At 59.8% G+C, this 19,287-nt stretch carries 21 protein-coding genes; 12 read left to right on the forward strand and 9 right to left on the reverse strand.

Going from position 1 to position 19,287, the window contains the following annotated elements; translation table 11 throughout:
* Nucleotides 1-56: 56 nt before the first annotated feature.
* The 5 genes from DWU99_RS03435 to DWU99_RS03455 all read left to right on the forward strand — a co-directional run bounded on the left by DWU99_RS03435 (nucleotide 57) and on the right by DWU99_RS03455 (nucleotide 4,323).
* The gene (locus DWU99_RS03435) at nucleotides 57-698 is read left to right on the forward strand and encodes an HD domain-containing protein (protein WP_115476582.1); all 642 of its coding nucleotides are present in this window, start codon (nucleotides 57-59) and stop codon (nucleotides 696-698) included.
* Between the two features lie 298 nt (nucleotides 699-996).
* Nucleotides 997-2,463 carry a catalase gene (locus DWU99_RS03440; RefSeq protein ID WP_115476584.1) on the forward strand — a complete coding sequence of 489 codons (1,467 nt, stop codon included), beginning with the start codon at nucleotides 997-999 and terminating at the stop codon, nucleotides 2,461-2,463.
* A 29-nt stretch (nucleotides 2,464-2,492) separates the two neighbouring features.
* Nucleotides 2,493-2,996, forward strand: coding sequence for a Dps family protein (locus tag DWU99_RS03445; RefSeq protein ID WP_115477167.1), 504 nt, complete (start codon nucleotides 2,493-2,495; stop codon nucleotides 2,994-2,996).
* Nucleotides 2,997-3,007: 11 nt separating this feature from the next.
* The gene (locus DWU99_RS21160) at nucleotides 3,008-3,403 is read left to right on the forward strand and encodes a hypothetical protein (RefSeq protein ID WP_233510847.1); all 396 of its coding nucleotides are present in this window, start codon (nucleotides 3,008-3,010) and stop codon (nucleotides 3,401-3,403) included.
* Between the two features lie 242 nt (nucleotides 3,404-3,645).
* A complete protein-coding gene (locus DWU99_RS03455) occupies nucleotides 3,646-4,323 on the forward strand; it encodes an HAD family hydrolase (RefSeq protein WP_233510848.1) in 678 nt (225 codons plus the stop codon).
* Nucleotides 4,324-4,337: 14 nt separating this feature from the next.
* Here DWU99_RS03455 and DWU99_RS03460 read toward each other — a convergent pair whose 3' ends face one another.
* Nucleotides 4,338-5,243, reverse strand: coding sequence for a LysR substrate-binding domain-containing protein (locus DWU99_RS03460; RefSeq protein ID WP_115476586.1), 906 nt, complete (start codon nucleotides 5,241-5,243; stop codon nucleotides 4,338-4,340).
* A gap of 115 nt (nucleotides 5,244-5,358) precedes the next feature.
* Here DWU99_RS03460 and DWU99_RS03465 point away from each other — a divergent pair, with 115 nt between their 5' ends.
* From DWU99_RS03465 to DWU99_RS03475, 3 genes are all read left to right on the forward strand, one after another.
* The gene (locus tag DWU99_RS03465) at nucleotides 5,359-6,399 is read left to right on the forward strand and encodes an aldo/keto reductase (protein ID WP_199535690.1); all 1,041 of its coding nucleotides are present in this window, start codon (nucleotides 5,359-5,361) and stop codon (nucleotides 6,397-6,399) included.
* 76 nt (nucleotides 6,400-6,475) lie between these two features.
* A complete protein-coding gene (locus DWU99_RS03470; RefSeq protein ID WP_233510849.1) occupies nucleotides 6,476-6,928 on the forward strand; it encodes a cupin domain-containing protein in 453 nt (150 codons plus the stop codon).
* A gap of 170 nt (nucleotides 6,929-7,098) precedes the next feature.
* Nucleotides 7,099-8,088 carry an aldo/keto reductase gene (locus DWU99_RS03475; RefSeq protein ID WP_115477170.1) on the forward strand — a complete coding sequence of 330 codons (990 nt, stop codon included), beginning with the start codon at nucleotides 7,099-7,101 and terminating at the stop codon, nucleotides 8,086-8,088.
* 273 nt (nucleotides 8,089-8,361) lie between these two features.
* Here DWU99_RS03475 and DWU99_RS03480 read toward each other — a convergent pair whose 3' ends face one another.
* From DWU99_RS03480 to DWU99_RS03505, 6 genes are all read right to left on the reverse strand, one after another.
* Nucleotides 8,362-8,880 carry a GNAT family N-acetyltransferase gene (locus DWU99_RS03480; RefSeq protein WP_115476588.1) on the reverse strand — a complete coding sequence of 173 codons (519 nt, stop codon included), beginning with the start codon at nucleotides 8,878-8,880 and terminating at the stop codon, nucleotides 8,362-8,364.
* 85 nt (nucleotides 8,881-8,965) lie between these two features.
* Nucleotides 8,966-9,310: a YciI family protein gene (locus DWU99_RS03485; RefSeq protein WP_233510851.1), complete on the reverse strand. Its 345-nt coding sequence runs from the start codon at nucleotides 9,308-9,310 to the stop codon at nucleotides 8,966-8,968.
* A 213-nt stretch (nucleotides 9,311-9,523) separates the two neighbouring features.
* A complete protein-coding gene (locus tag DWU99_RS03490) occupies nucleotides 9,524-11,068 on the reverse strand; it encodes a glycoside hydrolase family 30 protein (protein ID WP_115476591.1) in 1,545 nt (514 codons plus the stop codon).
* A 317-nt stretch (nucleotides 11,069-11,385) separates the two neighbouring features.
* Nucleotides 11,386-12,027 carry a DUF6348 family protein gene (locus DWU99_RS03495; protein ID WP_115476592.1) on the reverse strand — a complete coding sequence of 214 codons (642 nt, stop codon included), beginning with the start codon at nucleotides 12,025-12,027 and terminating at the stop codon, nucleotides 11,386-11,388.
* A 182-nt stretch (nucleotides 12,028-12,209) separates the two neighbouring features.
* Nucleotides 12,210-13,346: an acyltransferase family protein gene (locus DWU99_RS03500; protein ID WP_115476593.1), complete on the reverse strand. Its 1,137-nt coding sequence runs from the start codon at nucleotides 13,344-13,346 to the stop codon at nucleotides 12,210-12,212.
* A gap of 216 nt (nucleotides 13,347-13,562) precedes the next feature.
* The gene (locus DWU99_RS03505) at nucleotides 13,563-14,186 is read right to left on the reverse strand and encodes an isochorismatase family protein (RefSeq protein ID WP_199535691.1); all 624 of its coding nucleotides are present in this window, start codon (nucleotides 14,184-14,186) and stop codon (nucleotides 13,563-13,565) included.
* A 180-nt stretch (nucleotides 14,187-14,366) separates the two neighbouring features.
* Between DWU99_RS03505 and DWU99_RS03510 the strand changes: the two genes are divergently transcribed.
* A complete protein-coding gene (locus DWU99_RS03510; RefSeq protein ID WP_115476594.1) occupies nucleotides 14,367-15,281 on the forward strand; it encodes a LysR substrate-binding domain-containing protein in 915 nt (304 codons plus the stop codon).
* Between the two features lie 66 nt (nucleotides 15,282-15,347).
* On the opposite strand, the gene DWU99_RS03515 is transcribed toward DWU99_RS03510, so the two are convergent.
* Together DWU99_RS03515 and DWU99_RS03520 are read right to left on the reverse strand one after the other, a co-directional pair.
* Entirely contained in the window at nucleotides 15,348-16,430 is a 1,083-nt protein-coding gene (locus DWU99_RS03515) for a hypothetical protein (RefSeq protein ID WP_115476596.1), read from the reverse strand.
* An 8-nt stretch (nucleotides 16,431-16,438) separates the two neighbouring features.
* Nucleotides 16,439-16,717, reverse strand: a complete 279-nt coding sequence (locus DWU99_RS03520) for a metal-sensing transcriptional repressor (RefSeq protein WP_115476597.1) — start codon at nucleotides 16,715-16,717, stop codon at nucleotides 16,439-16,441.
* A 353-nt stretch (nucleotides 16,718-17,070) separates the two neighbouring features.
* Here DWU99_RS03520 and DWU99_RS03525 point away from each other — a divergent pair, with 353 nt between their 5' ends.
* Genes DWU99_RS03525 through DWU99_RS03535 form a run of 3 tightly spaced genes read left to right on the forward strand, consistent with a single transcriptional unit; the run spans nucleotide 17,071 to nucleotide 19,284 of the window.
* Nucleotides 17,071-17,826 carry a c-type cytochrome gene (locus tag DWU99_RS03525; protein ID WP_233510853.1) on the forward strand — a complete coding sequence of 252 codons (756 nt, stop codon included), beginning with the start codon at nucleotides 17,071-17,073 and terminating at the stop codon, nucleotides 17,824-17,826.
* A complete protein-coding gene (locus DWU99_RS03530; protein WP_115476599.1) occupies nucleotides 17,823-19,094 on the forward strand; it encodes a c-type cytochrome in 1,272 nt (423 codons plus the stop codon). The genes DWU99_RS03525 and DWU99_RS03530 overlap by 4 nt, the downstream gene beginning before the upstream one ends.
* Before the next feature lie 10 nt (nucleotides 19,095-19,104).
* A complete protein-coding gene (locus tag DWU99_RS03535; protein ID WP_115476600.1) occupies nucleotides 19,105-19,284 on the forward strand; it encodes a hypothetical protein in 180 nt (59 codons plus the stop codon).
* The last annotated feature ends 3 nt before the right edge of the window (nucleotides 19,285-19,287 follow it).

Here is a 19,287-nt window from a genome sequence, read left to right on the forward strand (position 1 = left end):
TGAGGACACGCATGGGCGTAGGGACAATTGATTCACCCACCCTATGGAGATCCATCATGTCCCTGAACGTCAATGGCGTTTTCGTCCCCGACAGCCAACTGGCCCGCGAGATCACTGAAGTGGTTCGCGACACGGTCACGCCGCTGCTGTTCCATCATTCCAGCCGCGTGTACTACTTCGGCGCCTTGGCCGGCAAACGTCGCGGATTGAAGTTCGACCCGGAGCTGCTTTATTGCGGGGCGATGTTCCACGACATGGGCCTGATGCCCAAGCACAGCAGTCCCAACGAGCGTTTCGAAGTCGACGGCGCCAATACCGCACGCGACTTCCTGAAAAGCCACGGCATCGCTCAGCAAGACATCGACACTGTTTGGACGGCCATCGCGCTGCACACCACGCCCGGCATCCCGCAACACATGCATCCCTTGATCGCGCTGGTGACGGCAGGCGTGGAAATGGATGTGCTCGGTTTGGCCTACGACCAGTACAGCGATGGCGAACGCGAAGCCGTGGTGCGCGCGCATCCGCGCGGAAACCAGTTCAAGGAAGACATCCTCCAGACGTTCTACAACGGCATCAAGCACAAGCCCGACACCACGTTCGGCAACGTCAAGGCCAATGTGATCGCCGACAAGGAACCGCACTTCCACGCCGGAAATTTCTGCAGCGTGATCCGCTGTTCGGCCTGGGCTGCGTAAGGCTATTCGTGTTGACGAGCGACTTCGCCATACGGCGAAGTTGCTTGAGAAGTGAGCCCGACCTGTTTTCGACGAAACCGCGATCCATAGCTTTCATCAATGCTTTCGAAACTAATTTTCAATTTCTCGTACAAGCCATCGCTCGCTAGGATCGACTCACTGCTAACGAATAGCGAGTCAGGATCATTGTTCGACTTTGGCTGCGTATAGCCATTCTTTTTGACGAACGATCTCGCTCAAGCGGGCGAATCAGCGCCGGTCGTGAAACGGCGCCCACTCATTCTTTGAGAACACTGCCATGAACGACACATCGAAATTCCCCCACCTGACCCACGCAACGGGCGCGCCCGTCAGCGACAACGTAAACATTCAGACCGCAGGCCCGCGCGGCCCTGCCCTTTTGCAAGACGTGTGGCTGATCGAAAAGCTGGCGCATTTCGATCGCGAAGTGATCCCGGAACGGCGCATGCACGCCAAGGGTGCGGGCGCACACGGCACGTTTACCGTGACGCACGACGTCACGCGCTACACCAAGGCCAGGATCTTCTCGGAAATCGGCAAGAAAACCCCCATGTTCGCCCGTTTCTCGACGGTGGCCGGCGAGCGCGGCGCGGCCGATGCCGAACGCGACATTCGCGGGTTCGCACTGAAGTTCTACACCGAGGAAGGCAACTGGGACGTGGTCGGCAACAACACGCCGGTGTTCTTCTTCCGCGACCCGCTGCGCTTCCCCGACCTGAACCACGCGATCAAGCGCGATCCTCGCACGGGCATGCGCAGTGCCGACAGCAACTGGGACTTCTGGAGTCTGCTGCCGGAGGCACTGCACCAGGTCACCATCGTCATGAGCGAACGCGGGCTTCCGCGCACGTTCCGCCACATGCACGGCTACGGCAGCCACACTTACAGCTTCATCAACGCGGCCAATGAACGCACCTGGGTGAAGTTCCACTTCCGCACGCAACAAGGCGTCCAGAATATGACGGATGCGGAAGCGGAAACGCTGGTAGGCAAGGATCGCGAAACGCATCAGCGCGACCTTTACGACAGCATCGAGCGTGGCGACTTTCCGCGCTGGACGCTGTTCGTCCAGGTCATGACCGACGCGCAGGCCAAGGCCTTTCCGTTCAACCCCTTCGATCTCACGAAGATCTGGCCGCAAGGCGACTTCCCGTTGATCGAAGTCGGTTATTTCGAGCTGAACCGCAATCCGGACAACTTCTTCGCCGAGACCGAACAGTCGGCCTTTTCGCCGGCGAACATCGTGCCCGGCATCAGCTACTCGCCGGACAAGATGCTGCAAGCGCGCCTGTTCTCGTATGCCGATGCGCAGCGCTACAGGCTCGGGGTGAACTTCAACCACATCCCCGTCAACGCGCCCAAGTGTCCGTTCCACAGCTATCACCGCGATGGCGCGATGCGCACCGACGGCAACCTCGGCGGCACGCCGTCGTACTTTCCCAACAGCAAGGGCGTGTGGACCGATCAGCCCCAGCTCAACGAACCGCCGCTGGAAATCTCCGGTGCCGCAGCACATTGGGACCACCGCGTCGATGACGACTACTACCAGCAACCCGGCGACCTGTTCCGCAAGATGAACCCGGCTCAGCGCCAGGCCCTTTTCGACAACACCGCGCGCGCGATGGGCGATGCACGAGACGAAGTGAAGCAACGCCACATCGACAACTGCACGAAGGCCGATCCCGCCTACGGGGCCGGTGTCGCAGCCGCCGTCGCCCGGCTCGCCGCCGAAGCGCGCCGCTAAACCTCTGGAGATACACGATGGATATGTACATGACCAAGACGCCCAGCCAGCCGATGTCGCTGGCGACGACGCCGGCCGGCCTGAGCACCATTGCCGTTTCCGACATTTCAACCAGCCTCAATGCCACCCTGGCCGACATGTTCGCCTTGTTTTTCAAGACGAAGAACTTTCACTGGCACATGACCGGGCCGCACTTCCGCGACTACCACCTGTTGCTCGACGAACAAAGCGCGCAGATTTTCGCGGCGATAGACCCCATGGCGGAGCGCGTCCGCAAGCTCGGCGGAACCACGTTGCGATCGATGGTGCACGCTTCCAGGCTGCAGCGCACCGCCAACAACGACGAGGACGGCGTGACACCGATCGACATGCTGGCCGAGCTGCTGGACGACAATCAGCAACTCGCCGTCAGCCTGAGAGAGGCCCATGCCTTGTGCGACATACACGGCGACGTCGCATCGGCCAGCCTCATCGAGAACTGGATCGACGAAGCGGAAGGCCGGGCGTGGTTCCTCGCCGAGACGATCTCGTAACGAAACCTTCCATGCAAAAAATGGCGGAGGGGCGCGCACCCATGCCCCTCCGTTTTCAGGCGCTTGATGTCTTAAGGAGAAAGCAACCACCCGGAGCGCAAGATATTCACTCTTCCGTGCGCCACCAAGACCCTGCTGAAAAGGAGTTAGCTCTTATGATCTCGATCGTCCTCTTGATCAATCCAGGTTCTTCAAAGATTGAAAAGCTCGAGGAAGCTCCTGAGCTTCTTGAGCGGGATGGCATCGTTTTCTCTCTGCGCGGTGGGCCACGCACTCCACAGCCGACCGGCGATCGGGTGTGGGATCCCGTTGCCGTCTATGCTCCCGATGAACTGACCGAAGAAGAATTCCAGCAGTTATTCGAAGCCAGCAGGGGCCGCGTTCAGGAACTAAATCTCAAGTACTGACTACTAAGAGTTCTTGGAACTCAAGCAGCGCCATTGAGGTACAGTGATCCGCCGACAGATACCCTGCTCATCGCCAAAAAACCAGAAACAGGACATATCGCCGGCCTGTATGCAGAACATTCTTTTCCGGCTGTTTGTAGTCGGAACTGGAATCAACGCGACGCTTGAGCAAGTTTTGTGTCGTGCTTGTACGTCGTCAGCCTCTCATTCCCCCAACGATCCCCATCGACATGATTGAATCCATGCCCGACTCCGAACGCATCGCCATTTTCGATCTGGACGGCACACTCATCGATGCCGTGCCGGACATCGTGCCTGCCATCAATCAGGTGATGGACATCTACCATCTGGCGCCAGTAACCCACGCCGAAGCGGCGTCGCTGATGGGAGACGGCCTGCACCAGTTCGCACTGCGCGCGTTCCAACGGCGCGGCGCTATGGCAAGCGAAGACGATATCGCGATGTTCGCCGACCACTACGGCCGCCATCCCGTCACACACACGCGACTCTACCCCGGCGTACCCAATACGCTACAGGCGCTTGTCGATACCGGCTGGCGCTTGATCGTATGCAGCAACAAGAGCGAAGCCATCGCCGACCACATCCTCCGCGAGCTTGGCGTGCGGTCCTATTTCGCGGTCGTGTGCGGCGGGGATACGGTCGTCGCGCGCAAGCCCGATCCGCGTCATCTATCGGAGGCCTTGTCCCGTGCTGGCGCCTCGGCGGATCAGGCAGTGATGATCGGCGATTATCAGGCCGACGTATGGGCGGCGCGCATGCTCGGCGTTCCCAGCATTTTTGCGGCTTGGGGTTATGGACACCGGGACATGGGAAGCCAGGCCACGCGTATCGCCAAGCAGTTCAGCGATCTGCCGGCCTTGCTGGACGAAGTGCTTCCCGGCGCGATGGCTCCCTATTAGCCACACCTAAAACCTTACGTCGGCATCATATTCGTGTTGCGCAGCAACTCGAAAAAGACGCGAGGAGCATGGTCCACCGGCATCGGCTCCTCGCTGTGATCGCCCACATAGGCCACGACGAGTTCCCAGCACAGCTCGGGTCCGGCCAGTTCCGCCATGCCGATCGCCGGCAGGCGCGTTCTTGCAGCAGCTTCCGGCAGCAGCGCCACACCTAATCCGCGACGCACCAGTTCGACCAGCGTGTCCAGGTCGCTGACTTCGAACGCGATGTGCCGGTCGATGCCGGCTTCCAAAAATCCGCGGTCGATGAGTTTGCGCGTTCCCCAGTCCTGTTCGAAATCGACGAAGGGCTGACCGCGCAGCGCGCTCCATGGCACATCGGTGCGGCCTGTCAGGGGATGGTTCGGCGCGCAAGCCAGCACCAGCGCGTCGCACGCGATCATGGTCGTGTGCACGTCCGCAGGCGGTTCGGACAAGGGAAGAACCGCCAGATCCAGTTTTCCGCTGCGCACCTTCTCCAGCAATGCCGATGCACTGCCCTGGCACAAGCGCACTTCGACATCCGGATGCCGCACGTGAAACTGTTCGATCAACGACGGCAGGTCGAGAAAAGCGGGAAGGCTCTGCACCGTGCCGATGCTCAGCGTGCCGTGTTTCAAACCCTGGATGGCCGCGACTGTTTCGCGCGCATCGTTGATCGCTTCCAGCGCTGCCTTGGCCTTGTTGAGAAAGATTTTGCCGACCGTGGTCAGGCGCACCTGGCGCGTGTTGCGCACGACCAGCTGCGCATCCAGCTCGGCTTCAAGCTGGCGGATCGAGGTGGACAACGCCGATTGCACGATGTTGACCCGGCGCGCCGCGCGCGTGAAATGCTGCTCTTCGGCGAGCACCACGAAATGTTGCAGTTGGCGAAGTTCCACGTCGTGCCTCGCATCTTATTCATGAAACAGATCAATTGTATCAAAATATTCCATTTGAATGATTAGCGGATGGGAACTACTTTCGTGTTACCCCTCTCCCCCCGAGACAAACACCATGGCTGCTAATCCTTCCGCACTCATTGCGCCAAGCACCCCGCTACCCACGCGCCGGCTTGGTCTTACCGACATGCACATCACCCGCGTTGGCTTCGGTGCCTGGGCCATCGGCGGCCCGGACTGGGCTTTCAGCTGGGGCGAGCAGGACGACAACGAATCGATTGCCGCGATCCGCCACGCGATCGATCGCGGCATCAACTGGATCGACACGGCCGCGATCTACGGCCTTGGCCGTTCCGAGGAAGTCGTGCGCCGCGCGCTGGCGGACATTCCACAGAACGAGCGCCCTTACGTGTTCACCAAGTGCGGATTGGTGTGGGATGAAGCCGATCGCCAGCTGACGCCGCGCCAGATCGGGGCACCCGCAAGCATCCGGCGCGAAGTGGAAGCATCGCTTCGACGGTTGAAGGTGGAACGCATCGATCTCTATCAGATGCACTGGCCGGCCGAAGATGGCACGCCGCTGGAAGCGTATTGGCAGACGCTGCTGGACCTGAAACATGAAGGCAAGGTACGCGCGGTCGGCCTTTCCAATCACAACACCGAGCAGCTTGAATTCGCCGAAGGCTTCGGCCATGTCGATACCTTGCAGCCGCCGTTCTCGCCGATCCGCCGCACTGTCGCCGCCGCGGAACTGCCGTGGTGCCACGAACATCAGACCGGCGTGATCGTCTATAGCCCGATGCAATCCGGCTTGCTGAGCGGCCGTTTCAGCGTCGAACGCGCCAAGGCATTGCCCAAGGACGACTGGCGTTCGCGCAACGCGGAATTCAACGGCGAGAAACTGCTTGCCAACCTCAAGCTGGCGGAAGCACTGGAGCCCATCGCCGAACACTATGGCGTGACGGTCGCGGCCGTAGCGGTAGCGTGGACGCTCGCATGGCCCGGCGTCACGGGTGCGATCGTCGGCGCGCGCAGTCCCGCACAAGTGGATGGCTGGTTGGCGGCGGCGAGCCTTCAGTTGACGCAGCACGACATGAGCTGGATTGCACAAGCGATTCTTGCCACGGGCGCGGGCAGTGGACCTGATGTTCCGTAAGCCTGATGCGCATGCTCCCTGCCCCGCCACGCGCGGGGCGGAAGCCACCGCCGCTTTGCTTCAAGGAATCACGCCTATGTCCATGACACACAAGCGCAGCTTTGCTGCGCTCATCGTTTTTCTCATTCCGCTTTTGACGCCCGTGCATGCACAAACGGTTTCCTCCGCGCACGCCGACATACTCGTCAAAAGCGATAGCTCCTGGAACGGCAAGCCCTATACCGCTTACCCCCAAGGCAGGCCGCAGCTGACCTTGCTGAAAATGACGATCCCCGCGCACACGGCCTTGCCCTGGCACGTCCACCCCATGCCCAACGCGGGTTACGTGTTGTCCGGCCAGCTGACGATCGAAGACCGAGCCACCGGCAAGAAGCAGACCTTCCAGGCCGGCCAGGCGTTTACCGAATCGGTGAACGATGTGCATCGCGGCGTCAGCGGCGATCAACCGACCGTTCTGCTCATCACATACTCGGGAACGCCGGGCCTGCCAACATCCGAGCCGCTGAAAGGCGAAAAGCCCGAGTACTAGCAAGCTTTGGAAAAAAACGGCACGTTGAATTTTGTCATCGACGCCAAATCTTCCCAATGGGTGTTCAATGGGCAGCCATGTGCAGCGCCATGGCATATCGCCATGACAGCCGGCATCCATTCCGCACAGCCGCTACGCCGCACTTCACGCATCACGAGGACAAAACAGCCATGACGCTACCAACACGAAAGCTCGGCAACCAGGGGCTCACCGTTTCGACCATCGGCCTGGGCTGCATGGGCATGAGCCAATCCTACGGCCCGGCGGACGAAGCCGAATCCATCGCCACGCTGCATCGCTCGATCGAACTCGGCTGCACCTTCCTCGATACCGCGGAAGTCTATGGACCGTTCGTCAACGAGGAACTGCTCGGCCGCGCCCTCGCAGGCAAGCGAGACCAGGTCGTGCTCGCCACCAAGTTCGGTTTCAAGATCGAGGACGGCAAGACCCTCGGCACGGACAGCCGCCCCGAGCACATCCGCGACGTGGTGGATGCATCGCTCAGGCGCCTGCGCACCGACCACATCGACCTGCTCTACCAACACCGCGTCGATCGCAACGTGCCGATCGAAGACGTGGCCGGCACCGTCGGCGATCTGGTGAAACAGGGCAAAGTGCGCTTCCTTGGACTTTCCGAAGCAGGCGCCGACACCGTTCGCCGTGCGCATGCCGTGCATCCCGTCTCGGCGTTGCAAAGCGAGTATTCGTTGTGGGAGCGCAACCTCGAACAGGACATCGTTCCCCTGCTGCGCCAGCTTGGTATCGGCCTGGTGGCCTTCTCGCCGCTGGGGCGCGGTTTTCTTACCGGCGAAGTAAAGCGCGCGGAGGAATATCCGGAAAACGATTTCCGCCGCAATGACCCTCGCTACCAAGGCAAGAACTACGACGCCAACGTGCAGGCCGCGCAGATCGTGCGCGATATCGCCACGAACTTGCATGCCAAGCCCGGCCAGATCGCGCTGGCCTGGCTACTGCGCAAAGGCCAAAACATCGTGCCGATTCCCGGCACCAAGCGTCGCACCTATCTGGAAGAAAACATCGCAGCGGCCACCCTGTCTCTTAACGAAGCACAGATGAAAGCGCTGGATGATGCGTTGGCACCGGGCAAGATTTCCGGGCCACGTTACAACGAAAAGATGATGGCACTGGTGGATCGCTGAGGCAGCCGGGGAAAAAGCGTGAGAGTGCTTCTTGCATAAAAAGCACTCTGACCCTGAGGTTTCTAACCCTGAGGTTTCGAGGTTTCCACGTTTTTGCTCGTCATCCCGGCGCAGGCCGGAGGCGCTTCACAACAGCGAAGCTGGTCATCCAGTGAAATACGCGTGCGCAGCACACTGAATAGCTTTTTAGTTGTTAGGCGCTCTGCCATCGGTTGCGACTTCAGGCGCTGAACGCAACACCCCTTCCGCCTGCGCGTCTATAACGTGTTGCGTTCACCGGCTTAAGTCGCAGTCGAAAGCGGACATTGCATCTGTGCCAATCTCTCCGTATGACGAAACATCGAGCGTTTTCGCCATTTCGGTGGTGCCGTTCCAGCCTAACCCCTGATATAGCGGCCTGCCTTTCTCCGTTGCATGCAGAACGGCATAGCAAACCCCGCGCCTCGCGAACTCCGCTTCCGCCAGGTTCATCAGTTCGCGGGCCAATCCGCGATTTCTGTAGTCGGGTTCGACAAAGACATTCAGGACATATCCGCGTTTGTCCTGCGCCGGATGCTCGGGGTGCGGTGGCCAGTCGATGAGCATCAGGCCGATTCCGGCAACGGGAACACCATCGTCCAACATGACATAGCCAAAATAGGATCCATCCCGGATTCGTGGTCCGACCCATTCGCGGAAATGCTCGGTCATGGGCATCAACACATCATCGCTTCTACCCGCGTCCCGAAACATTTCTTCGCGGTGCCTGCAAACGAGCTCAAGATCACTTGCACGGAGTGTTCGAATGTCCATAAAGATTCCGAAGTGACAAGGTCAAACCGTAATGTGCGCCCATCCGCTGCAATGATCATCTGAATCCGCAGTCCGCGAACAGGCCCTAGTAAAACGGCCGAATCTCGATGTCGCTCGGCCCTGGCATGGGATTGGGGCAGCGCTTCAGCCAGGCGACCGCCTCGTCCATATCCTTGACCTCCCAGATCCAGAAGCCGGCGATCAACTCCTTGGTCTCGGCGAATGGCCCGTCGATCACCGTGCGGCGGGGACCATCGAACGCGATACGCTTGGCCTGCGAAGTAGGCTTGAGGCCCTCGGCCATGAGCAGGACGCCCGCGTGGCGCAGCTCGTCGTTGAACTTGCCCATCGCCTTCATCATCTCGGCCGTCCACTCGGGCGTGGCACTCTCTCTTTCGCTGTGCTCCGTCGCTTTCACCAATACGATCATACGCATCGCCTGCCTCCTTGTTCGAGCCGGTCTCGTCGGCCCTGCATGGGAACGACGAACCGGATTTTCGAAAATCGACATCGCCTTGCAGTTTTTCGATGGCTCCATCAAAAAGGATAAGAGTGCTTTTTCCAATCCGTATGGACGATGCAGCGCCTGTCTTCAACGTTCCGCCCACGTTGAAGCGGCGGAACAGACTGCGGCCCTGGCGCCTTACCGGCTCTTCAACCACCCAATGACGCGTCGTATCCATGCGCCTGCCTGGGCCGGGTTCCACACGAAGGTCGCCACGCTTTCCGGCGGCATCGTGTACTCGAAACGAGCCTGGCCCTCCGCGACTGATACGCTGCGCGCAACCGTGTTGCTGTTCACCACCACCAGGACGATCGATCCGTCAGAAGCATTCTGGAATGCCACATTGTCGATGCCCTCCTTGTCGGTGGCGGTGGATCCCACCCGAACGTCGCCGGGCAAGACGAATTTGCTGAAGTGCGCCAGTGCGTAGTATTCGTCGTTGCGACTCACCGCGCCCGTGTGCGAGTCGATCGTGACCAGGCCCTTGCAGGCGTCGCACCCGCCGAAATGCGGGCCGTGTTGCTCGTCGAGCGCCAGGTTCCAGTACACGACGCCGCGCGCCCACTGCCTGATCCCGGTGACTAGCAGGTCACGCGTAAACCAGAGCAGTTCGCCGTTTGCGCTCGACGCCCAATCGCCTCCGGAACACTCGGTGATGTAAACATCCTTTTGGGGATAGGCACGATGTACGCGGCCCTGCGCATACTGGCTGCCTTCGTAGCAATGCCAGGCAACGCCATTGATATAGGGCGCGGCATTGGGATCTGCCAGCACGCTCAATGGCTGCTCGGGCTGGCTCCAGTTGTGATCCCACTCCAGTATCTGTGTTTTTTGCCTGCGGCTCGCCAACTTCGGGCCGAGATATTGCGCGACGATGCGCGCCCGCGTGTCCGCAGGCATTTCCATGCCAGGATAAGTGACAGGTATGAAGCCGGGCTCGTTTTGCAGGGTCAAAGCGAAGATGGGGATGCCATAGCCGCGGTACGTGTCGAGATACTTCACGAGATAGTCCGCATACGCGCTTTCGTACTGCGGCAGCAACTCTCCGCCAATCAGGTTCTGGCTGGTCTTCATCCAGGCCGGCGCGCTCCACGGCGACGCGACGATGCGCAGATCCGCATCGAAGGAAAGGGCATCGCGCACCGTCGGTATCACGTCAAGCAAATTGGGCGTGACATTGAAATGCACCAGTTGCGGGTCGACCTGGCCAAAGGGAACATCGTCCAGGGTATACGGCTTCAACGAAAAATCCGAAGCGCCAATGGTCAGGCGCATCATGTTCAGGCCGAGGTTGGGAGGTTGACCGTACAGCTCGTGCATCAAGGCATGGCGCTGCAACAGATTCATCTTGTTCTGGAGCAACCACGCCGACGAATCCGTCATCGCCGCGCCGAAACCGACCATGGTCTGATATTTCTTCTGGACGTCGATGATCACATCGGCGGGCAACGTACCGCGGACGCTCATCTCAATGTCGGGCTGCTGCACCAGCTTCAATCGGCGATCCGCCGTGCTCAACCACAGCCGGACGGTGGGCGTGACCGGCCGCGTCGAAGAGGCAACTTTGGGCTTTACCGTGCGATGCGTGAAGCCTGGCGCATACAGAGCAGCCAGCGTAAGCAGGACGATCAGGGCGATGAGAACGGCGACCGCCCGACTGGAATCCGACCTGCGCTCACTCATGGCACGCGAATAGCCCGTCGCTTACGTTGCAGTTTGCTTGAATCACAACGCTCCCGGGCTTGGTCAGATAAGGGCGGAGTGCTTTTTCGACAGAAGAAACGCACCATGATCCCTTTTTTCTCTCCTCGATGACGCACAAGATTGCATACGAACGTACCAAAGACGATACAACACGCCTAGTATTGACTAATGCGTCATGGTTCCAGCCATCGGCCAGGCTTCGCTCTGGGTTGCGAATTCGGCGGATATAGGCACAGACAGGCGAAATTCGCCCCTCTTCTTCGAACAACAAGAGAGGCCCCATGCCGATGTGGGGCTCAGTAATCGCGAATATCCAGCGCGATAAAACAACGCGCGCTGTATCCTTTCTCCGTTGACGGCCAGATCAACTGGCCCAGCAGGCGATCGCCGCCCGGCCAGGGCTGGTTATCCAGCAACGCTTCGGCGAGCACCGAGCCGTCGTCGGCACGGCGATGGAACAGGCGAACCCAGTGCAGTTCGCCGCTCAATGATTCGTTGCGCAGGGCATCGTGCAAGGCCGGCAACAAGCCTTCCGGCGCGGCCAGGCCATCACAGCTGAACGTCAGCGGGCCGACGAATACATCCCAGTTCCGCACGCCAAGATCCCAGCTCTGCAGTTGGATGCGTCGATCGTCGGTGACGTACCAGCATGCGGCCAACAGCACGTACAGGACATTGTGCTCGAACGCTTTCAGCGCGTCGCGCGCACCGGCGTCGCCACTTCCATTGCCGGCAAAGCTTTCCTCGATGTGGCGTTCTTCGCTGATCACCACGTCCACATCCAGCCGACCCGGCGCACCTTCCGAGCCCTCGCGCCAACTCGCGCGCACAGCGGGGAAATCGCCATCGGTTACCAACCACTCTTCATCCCGTTCCAGCTCCACGTCATGGCGCTCGAAGAGGCGAAGCAAGTCAGCTTGCAGGGCATTGTCGTTCATCGGAATAACTCGTGTGCAGTAAGCCGCGATAGCCTCTCACAAATGCGCAGCCACTCCCAGCCCGCAGGTTGGAATCGAACTGGTCACTTTTGAACGTTCCTGCCCGTTCGCGCGCGGCGATGATGATGGCCGCATAGGTCGAAAACAGACGCCTCGATCAACGATTCTTAGAAACCACTCGATCAGGATATCGGCGTGGTGATATAGCGGCGCTCTCGCTGAGCCCACATTCGGCGTACCGGCTCACGCAGCCGCAAGCATGGACGTTCCACTGAATAGTGAAGTGCCGCGCCGGCAGCGAGAACCGCTGTCATATAGATCAGCACCGTCCAAACGCCATGTCCATCCACCCATGGGGCGAAACGTCCATGCAGTTGTCCGTAGACCATCTTGTGACTCAGGTAGAGACTATAAGATGCGGCCGCAAACCATCCTGCGCCTGGAACTTTCATGCCGGCCAACACACCGCGCTCGCTCGCCGCTCCCGCCACGAGTGCCGTCATGGCCAAGGCGAGCACCGGATAGCCGAACACGTTCGCGGCCAGGTCATACCGCTGCTGTCCGCTGAAACCCCACATGCATAAGCCGGTAAGCAATACGCCAATCAGCGAAACCGCATTCGCGTTGCGCTCGATCCAGGCCCAGCCGCGCGTGCGATAGCTGCGTGCGGCGGCTAACGCGACACCACCGAGCAGATCGTCAAGACGGGCATACGTGGGGTAGTACAGCAAGCGCAGGTACGCATCGCCGGCTTCGCTGCCGTCCGCTTGAACCGGTTGAACGAAGTGCGTCCAGAGCCAAGCGCGACATGCCATCCCGCACAGGACCAACGCCGCGATAACGACGGCGCCGCGCGCCAGTCGACCTGTGCATGCCAGCAAGAGTGCAAGCAGCGGAAACAAAAGATAGAACTGTTCTTCCACACACAACGACCACGCATGCGAAAACGCGCCGCGGTTCGGGTCAATGAACAGATTGAGTGTGTAGGTAAGGAATTGCCACAACGGCATCATGCCGGGTTCTTCGCGCATCGACGGCCATGCGGCATAGATACCCAAAACCACGAAGTAGGCAGGCAACGTTCGAAAGCCCCGGCGGAGATAGAAGTCGACAAAATCCACGCCGCCCCGGGAGATGAGCGCATTGAAAACTTGCGAGCCGATCAGGAAGCCTGACAGCGCAAAGAACAAGTCCACGCCCATCCAGCCGCTCCAGCGCCATACGCCTCCTCCCATGTATCCGGCTATATAGCTGTGAAATGGCATCACCCACAGGATGGCAGCCGCCCGTAACAGGTCGAGCCCAGGTTTTCGTTCCATGTTCCCCTATCGGGCAGACTGGCTGCCTGTGATGCGAAATGCGGCACTCTCCACGCTGCAGCGCCCACTTACGCAGCAGCCGCTCCAGCTTGCTTGGCATTTCTAGCATTACTCAGGCACGAAGGCAGCCAAAACATGGCGTGTAGTGTTCGACGAGACAGCAGGGCGTGCAGGTTCGTAGTCTTCGGCCACCACACCGCAGCCAAACGCTGCTGATTACTTGCCATATGCCTTGGCGACTTGACCCACGAGCACAGCCCACGGCATGTCCATGGCGCCGTATACGGGTCCTGCTTCCGGGCGCGCATTGTCTTTGAGTATCTCGACCATCAGCGTGCCGTAATCGGAAAGGATCACACCCGCCTGCTGCATGCGAAGAAGGCCTGCCTGGCGCTTGGTTTCACTGAACGTTCCGGATGCATCGACCGCCACATACGATTCGTAGCCCTTGCTTATGGCCGTCATCGCCGGAAATGCCGCGCAAACCTCCAGTGAAATACCGGCGAAGATCAATTTTTTGCGCCCGGTCGCTTCGATGGCTGCGGCAACGCGAGGATCGTCCCATGCATTCACGGAAGAACGATCGATGATTTGAACACCCGGCAGTGCTTCGACCAGTTCCGGGAAAGTAGGGCCCCACATGCTGTCGCGCGCAGTGGTGGTGACGACGATGGGGAGATTCAGGATACGGGCGGCCTTGGCCAGCGCGACGACGTTGTGCTTCAGTTCGCCCGTCGAATAGTCGCGCACGCCGGTCATCAGGCCCACTTGGTGGTCGACCAGGATCAGGGCGGCGTTGTCCTGCGTAAGCGGGGTATAGGGCATGAATGGATTGGGCATGGTCGTTCCTGCTTTTGCTCTGATGGGAATGGGATCGCGGCGGCCGTGATGGGGGGCGCGACGGCCCGGCCTCGGCCGTTGCAGCGCTTTTCGACACACCCAAGCTAAATCGCGCAAGATCGTCTGAGAAGTTGGTCTGGCTCGGACATATCATCCGAATAACCGGACGATGGAGGCGCCATGCTCGATCTGAATGATTTTTACTATTTCGTCCAAGTCGTCGACCGCGGGGGATTCACGTCGGCCAGCCGCACGCTGGGCATACCCAAGTCGACACTGAGCGGCCGGCTTCAGCGGCTCGAAAGTGATCTGGGTGTCCGCCTTTTGAATCGAACGTCGCGACAGTTCTGCATGACGAATGCCGGCCAGGAGTTCTACCGACACGCCGTCGATACGCTCCAGCGCGCGGAGCACGCCGAAAATGCCATCCGGCAGCGCTTATCCGAGCCAACCGGCACCGTGCGTTTCACCGCCGGGGTGATCACGGCGCAATTCGCGATGCGAAAAATGGTCAGCGATTTCATCGCCAAGTACCCGAAGGTGAGTCTTGTCGAGCACGCTACCGATCGTTACGTCGACATCGTCGGCGAGAATTTCGACGTGGCCATCCGCGCTCATTCCGAACCCTTGCCGAACTCCAGTCTCGTGCAGCGCACTCTCGCCCCCGCGCCTTGGTACCTTTTCGCGGGCACGGATTACCTGAGCCATGTCGACGTCCCGACGACGCCTCAGGACCTATCCCAGCACCCTTCCCTGTTCATGATGCGCAGCGGCGTCGCACCCGCATGGCATCTAAGCCGCCCTGTTCGCGGCGCACGGGAAACGCTGACCCTTCCACTCACGCCGCGTCTCCTTAGCGATGACATCATTTCACTTAAACAAGCCGCGCTTGCCGGCCTCGGCATCGTTGCGCTGCCCGGGTACACCTGCTGCGAGGAACTGCGCTCCGGCGAGATGACGCGTTTACTTCCGGAATGGCAGGCGGGCGATTCCACGATCACCGCACTGATTCCCGACCGCCACGGTCTTTTGCCAGCCGTCCGCGCGTTTGTCGATCATCTGGTCCTGGAATTTCCCAAGGCTGTGGAAATCTAATATCGGCGCACCACGACAGTCGTCGTATCCGCCGCTACTCACCGGATACGCCAGAACAGAACAGCACTACAAAACGGGAAACAACCAGAACGCCAGGCCGACGAGAGAAATGAACGCCCCGCTCAACACCTCGCCGTAGCGCTCGACCTTGCCGAATGTGACGCGCTGAAGCGATGCGGTCGAATAGACGCAAAGCACCACGTAGGTAAGGATGGTGCTCGCTGCAAACACGAGCGCCATGATGATGATCAGACCCAACCCATACTTGCCGGCAGCAAAGAACGCCGGGATTCCCTCGACCATCGGCGACGAACCAAGAATCAGCAGAAGTGCCGTGCGCGACGAGGTTTTCTGCGTTGCTCCGTGGTCGTGGTCATGATGGTGGTCGTGACCGTGATGCTCAGGGTCATCATGATGATGTTCATGCTCCGCGAACGCCGCCTGGTAAGCATGGGCGTGATCGTCATGCGCCACCGTCAGGTCGACCTCGAATCCATGCGGCTCGGGAATGTCGTCAAGGGATTCCCAATACTCGCTATGCCGGGCGAACGCGAATGTCTGGCGGCGGCCGTCATCGCGACGCGTTTCGACCGTGACGGTTTCCACCAGGTCGGGCTCTGTCGACGTGAAGCGAAAGCGTGGCGGTTGACCAAGCTCGTAAATGGAAAGTTCGAGAATGCCATGCTCGCCGTACATCCGTTGCAACTCGGGACCATGAATCCCATTGGCAAGGCCTTTCGCACCCGTCAGATGGGAAAAATCATGCGTGTGCCCATGCGGGCCATGACTATGCCCATGGCCCTCGCCCGAACGCAGATCCAGCCACGATGAAATCGCAATCCACAGTCCGAATGCAATGAGTGCCACGCTGGAAATCGTGTCGACCCAATGACCGAATTTCGCCGCCACGGCGACGCCGGCAAGCCAGACGAGCGCGGCCAGGACGAGTGTTGTGACGATATGTCCCGTTCCGGCCTGAAGCGCGGCTCGCGCAGTCTGGGCCCGGCTCCAACCCCTTTGTCGGGCAATCAGCGTGATGGGCACCCAGTGGTCGGGAACGATGGTATGCAGCACACCCACCACAAGCACCGCAACAACGAGCAGCGTCGCCGACCCTGAATTCAGTTGCTCAAACGAAAAAAAGCCCATGACTTCGCCTAGAGATATTTGCTGATTTCCTTGAATTCCACGAGCGCAGCCTTGGCCGATTTGGCATCGGTTCCGGCTTGCGCTTCGAGACAGTGGTCCACGTGGTCGTGGATGAGCGCCTTTTTCGCACTGCCTATGGCCTTCTCAATGGCATGAAGCTGCTGGGCAAGCTCGACACAGTTCCGACCAGTTTCAATCATCGCGATCGTGCTGCGCAGATGCCCTTCAGCGCGCTTTAGTCGCTGAACAATACCCGGATGCGTGGAGTGGGTAGCTGTCTTGCTCATCGCTAAATCCTATCCCCCTGGATAGGATATGTAAAGACAAGTCGGCGAGCGCGCTCAAGGCCTCGCAGCACAACAAAAGAAGTGACAAGGATTGGATCCAAAAAGCAGGGTCAGGCCGGGCTACTCCAATCCACCCATTTTTCTCGACGGCTTTGAAGCCGCCGCAATCTTCGTGCCAGTCTGCAAATCAACGGCCCGAAAAATTCGTATTCGATACGTCGAACCCGCAAGAGCATTCAACCGGATGCCGAATCGTCCAATCCTCGGCTTCCACTACTGACTAGTCTGTTATAGTCAGCGCGACAGGGCCTCCGATCACCGATTGGACAATACGCGCGCCAAAGGCGACGCCTATGAAGACAGTCGACTGTTGTACCGATATCGAGTACTGCAACGGCCGTGGTCTCCATCGAATACTGATGGCAGTCGCCTTGTGCGTGATGGCGTTCCAGGCCCATGCGCAAAGCAGCAGCACCTACCCGCTGCCCGACACGATCGACTCCCGCATCCAGGCCTGTACGGCCTGTCATGGCGTGCAGGGCCAGGGCACCCGCGACGATTACTTCCCTCGCCTGGCCGGCAAGCCGGCAGGATACCTGTACAACCAGCTGATCGCTTTTCGGGATGGTCAGCGCAAGTATCCGCCGATGAATTACTTGCTCGCTTATTTGCCGGACACGTATCTGCAGGAAATCGCCGGCTACTTCGCAGCTCAGCGAACGCCCTTCCCCGCGCTGCCCAAACCCGATGTCTCGCCGCAAGTGCTGGCTCTGGGTAAACAATTGGTATTCAAGGGCGACAATGCACGGCACATTCCGGCATGCAGTGCATGCCATGGCGCGTCATTGACCGGCGTATCACCGGATATTCCAGGTTTGCTCGGCTTGCATAGCAAGTACATCAGCGCGCAACTTGGGGCAACGCGGTACGGAACGCGAGTCGGAGGCAAGACCAATTGCATGCGGTCTTTGACAACTAAGCTGTCAGAGGCCGATATCACTGCCGTTTCCGCGTATCTGTCGTCGCTCCCTGCCCCCCTGGATCCCGCTCCGGCCCCTGCCGGATCGCTGAAGCTGGCACTTACCTGCGAAGGGGCCGAGACGAAATGAGCAAGCCGTCTACAGAACACCGTCGGCAACGCATTGCTGCGTCACGGTCGATACTTTGTCTCGCGTTCGGCCTGTTCGCCGTCGCGCAAGGCGCGCACGGCCAGGAGGCATCGACGATCGCAGAAGGTCAGTACCTGGCTCGTGCGGGCGATTGCATCGCTTGCCATAGCGATCCCGGCGGCAAACCGTTTGGCGGCGCCAGAGCGATGGCCACGCCATTCGGCACGCTGTATTCGTCGAACATATCGTCCGACCGGCAAACCGGCCTGGGCGATTGGACTGCCAACGACTTCTACGCCGTGATGCACGACGGCCACACGCGTTCCGGCGCGATTCTTTATCCGGCCATGCCGTATGCGGCCTACACCAAAGTCACGCGCGCCGATTCCGACGCGATCTTTGCGTATCTGCAATCCGTCGCGCCGGTACATCAACCAAATCACGATCAGGACCTGCGCTTCCCCTACAACAACCGTCAGCTGTTGGTGGGCTGGCGCACGCTGTATTTCAAGGAAGGCGAATATCAACCCGATCCGTCGAAATCCGCCGAGTGGAATCGCGGTGCGTATCTGGTCGAAGGCCTGGGTCATTGTTCCATGTGCCACACCGCCATCAATGCACTGGGCGGCAGCTCGGAGTCGGCCAAATTCCAGGGTGGCTTGATCCCCATGCAGGATTGGTACGCACCGTCGCTCACCTCCAATCGCGAAGCGGGATTGGGTGACTGGAGCATCAAGGACATCACCGACCTGCTGCAGGCGGGCGTATCGGCGCGGGGCGCCGTGTACGGCCCCATGGCCGAGGTCGTCTACAACAGCCTGCAGTATCTGTCCGACGCGGACGTCCAGGCGATGGCCGTGTATCTGAAAAGCCTTCCGCCAAGCGGCGATACCAGCGCACCGACCGTCACGCAGACCGAGGAAAAAAATCGCCTTTATCCGCTCGGCAGCAAAATCTACGCCGCGGAGTGCGCCATGTGTCATGGCCCCCATGGCGAAGGCAAAGGGTGGGACTTCCCGCCGCTCGCGGGCAACCAATCCATTCAAATGACATCGTCGGTGAATCCTATCCGCATGGTTCTCAACGGCGGCTATCCGCCCGGAACCGGGCGTAATCCGCGGCCCTACGGCATGCCGCCCTTCGCGCAATCGCTTTCCGATGAAGAAGTCGCCGCCGTGGTGACGTTTATCCGCACCGCATGGAACAACCACGGCACCGCCATTACGGCGAAAGACATCAGCGCACTTCGCACTGCGCCGCTTAACTGAGAACCGTGTCATGACTGAATCCAAATCCGGGCAACAAACGGAGCTGACCGAGGACGAGCGCATCGACCAGATCGTGCGCGAGGGTCCACGCGGCGCGCTGGTATTGGTAAGCATCGCCACCGTCATTGTCGTGACGCTCTGGTTCGCCTTCTTTTTCCTAGTGTTTTTGCCACGCGGCCTGATCCAGTAAAGG

Source organism: Dyella psychrodurans, from assembly GCF_003363265.1.
Lineage (GTDB): Bacteria > Pseudomonadota > Gammaproteobacteria > Xanthomonadales > Rhodanobacteraceae > Dyella_B > Dyella_B psychrodurans.

Excerpts from the sequence above, each read along its gene's own strand:
- DWU99_RS03470 (WP_233510849.1), top strand. The coding sequence starts at position 6,476 with ATGTCCATGACACACAAGCGCAGCTTTGCTGCGCTCATCGTTTTTCTC.
- DWU99_RS03485 (WP_233510851.1), bottom strand. The coding sequence starts at position 9,310 with ATGATCGTATTGGTGAAAGCGACGGAGCACAGCGAAAGAGAGAGTGCC.
- DWU99_RS21160 (WP_233510847.1), top strand. The coding sequence starts at position 3,008 with ATGCAAAAAATGGCGGAGGGGCGCGCACCCATGCCCCTCCGTTTTCAG.
- DWU99_RS03530 (WP_115476599.1), top strand. The coding sequence starts at position 17,823 with ATGAGCAAGCCGTCTACAGAACACCGTCGGCAACGCATTGCTGCGTCA.
- DWU99_RS03520 (WP_115476597.1), bottom strand. The coding sequence starts at position 16,717 with ATGAGCAAGACAGCTACCCACTCCACGCATCCGGGTATTGTTCAGCGA.
- DWU99_RS03505 (WP_199535691.1), bottom strand. The coding sequence starts at position 14,186 with ATGCCCAATCCATTCATGCCCTATACCCCGCTTACGCAGGACAACGCC.
- DWU99_RS03525 (WP_233510853.1), top strand. The coding sequence starts at position 17,071 with ATGAAGACAGTCGACTGTTGTACCGATATCGAGTACTGCAACGGCCGT.
- DWU99_RS03515 (WP_115476596.1), bottom strand. The coding sequence starts at position 16,430 with ATGGGCTTTTTTTCGTTTGAGCAACTGAATTCAGGGTCGGCGACGCTG.
- DWU99_RS03465 (WP_199535690.1), top strand. The coding sequence starts at position 5,359 with ATGGCTGCTAATCCTTCCGCACTCATTGCGCCAAGCACCCCGCTACCC.
- DWU99_RS03455 (WP_233510848.1), top strand. The coding sequence starts at position 3,646 with ATGCCCGACTCCGAACGCATCGCCATTTTCGATCTGGACGGCACACTC.
- DWU99_RS03445 (WP_115477167.1), top strand. The coding sequence starts at position 2,493 with ATGACCAAGACGCCCAGCCAGCCGATGTCGCTGGCGACGACGCCGGCC.
- DWU99_RS03475 (WP_115477170.1), top strand. The coding sequence starts at position 7,099 with ATGACGCTACCAACACGAAAGCTCGGCAACCAGGGGCTCACCGTTTCG.
- DWU99_RS03510 (WP_115476594.1), top strand. The coding sequence starts at position 14,367 with ATGCTCGATCTGAATGATTTTTACTATTTCGTCCAAGTCGTCGACCGC.
- DWU99_RS03535 (WP_115476600.1), top strand. The coding sequence starts at position 19,105 with ATGACTGAATCCAAATCCGGGCAACAAACGGAGCTGACCGAGGACGAG.
- DWU99_RS03435 (WP_115476582.1), top strand. The coding sequence starts at position 57 with ATGTCCCTGAACGTCAATGGCGTTTTCGTCCCCGACAGCCAACTGGCC.
- DWU99_RS03500 (WP_115476593.1), bottom strand. The coding sequence starts at position 13,346 with ATGGAACGAAAACCTGGGCTCGACCTGTTACGGGCGGCTGCCATCCTG.
- DWU99_RS03440 (WP_115476584.1), top strand. The coding sequence starts at position 997 with ATGAACGACACATCGAAATTCCCCCACCTGACCCACGCAACGGGCGCG.
- DWU99_RS03480 (WP_115476588.1), bottom strand. The coding sequence starts at position 8,880 with ATGGACATTCGAACACTCCGTGCAAGTGATCTTGAGCTCGTTTGCAGG.
- DWU99_RS03495 (WP_115476592.1), bottom strand. The coding sequence starts at position 12,027 with ATGAACGACAATGCCCTGCAAGCTGACTTGCTTCGCCTCTTCGAGCGC.
- DWU99_RS03490 (WP_115476591.1), bottom strand. The coding sequence starts at position 11,068 with ATGAGTGAGCGCAGGTCGGATTCCAGTCGGGCGGTCGCCGTTCTCATC.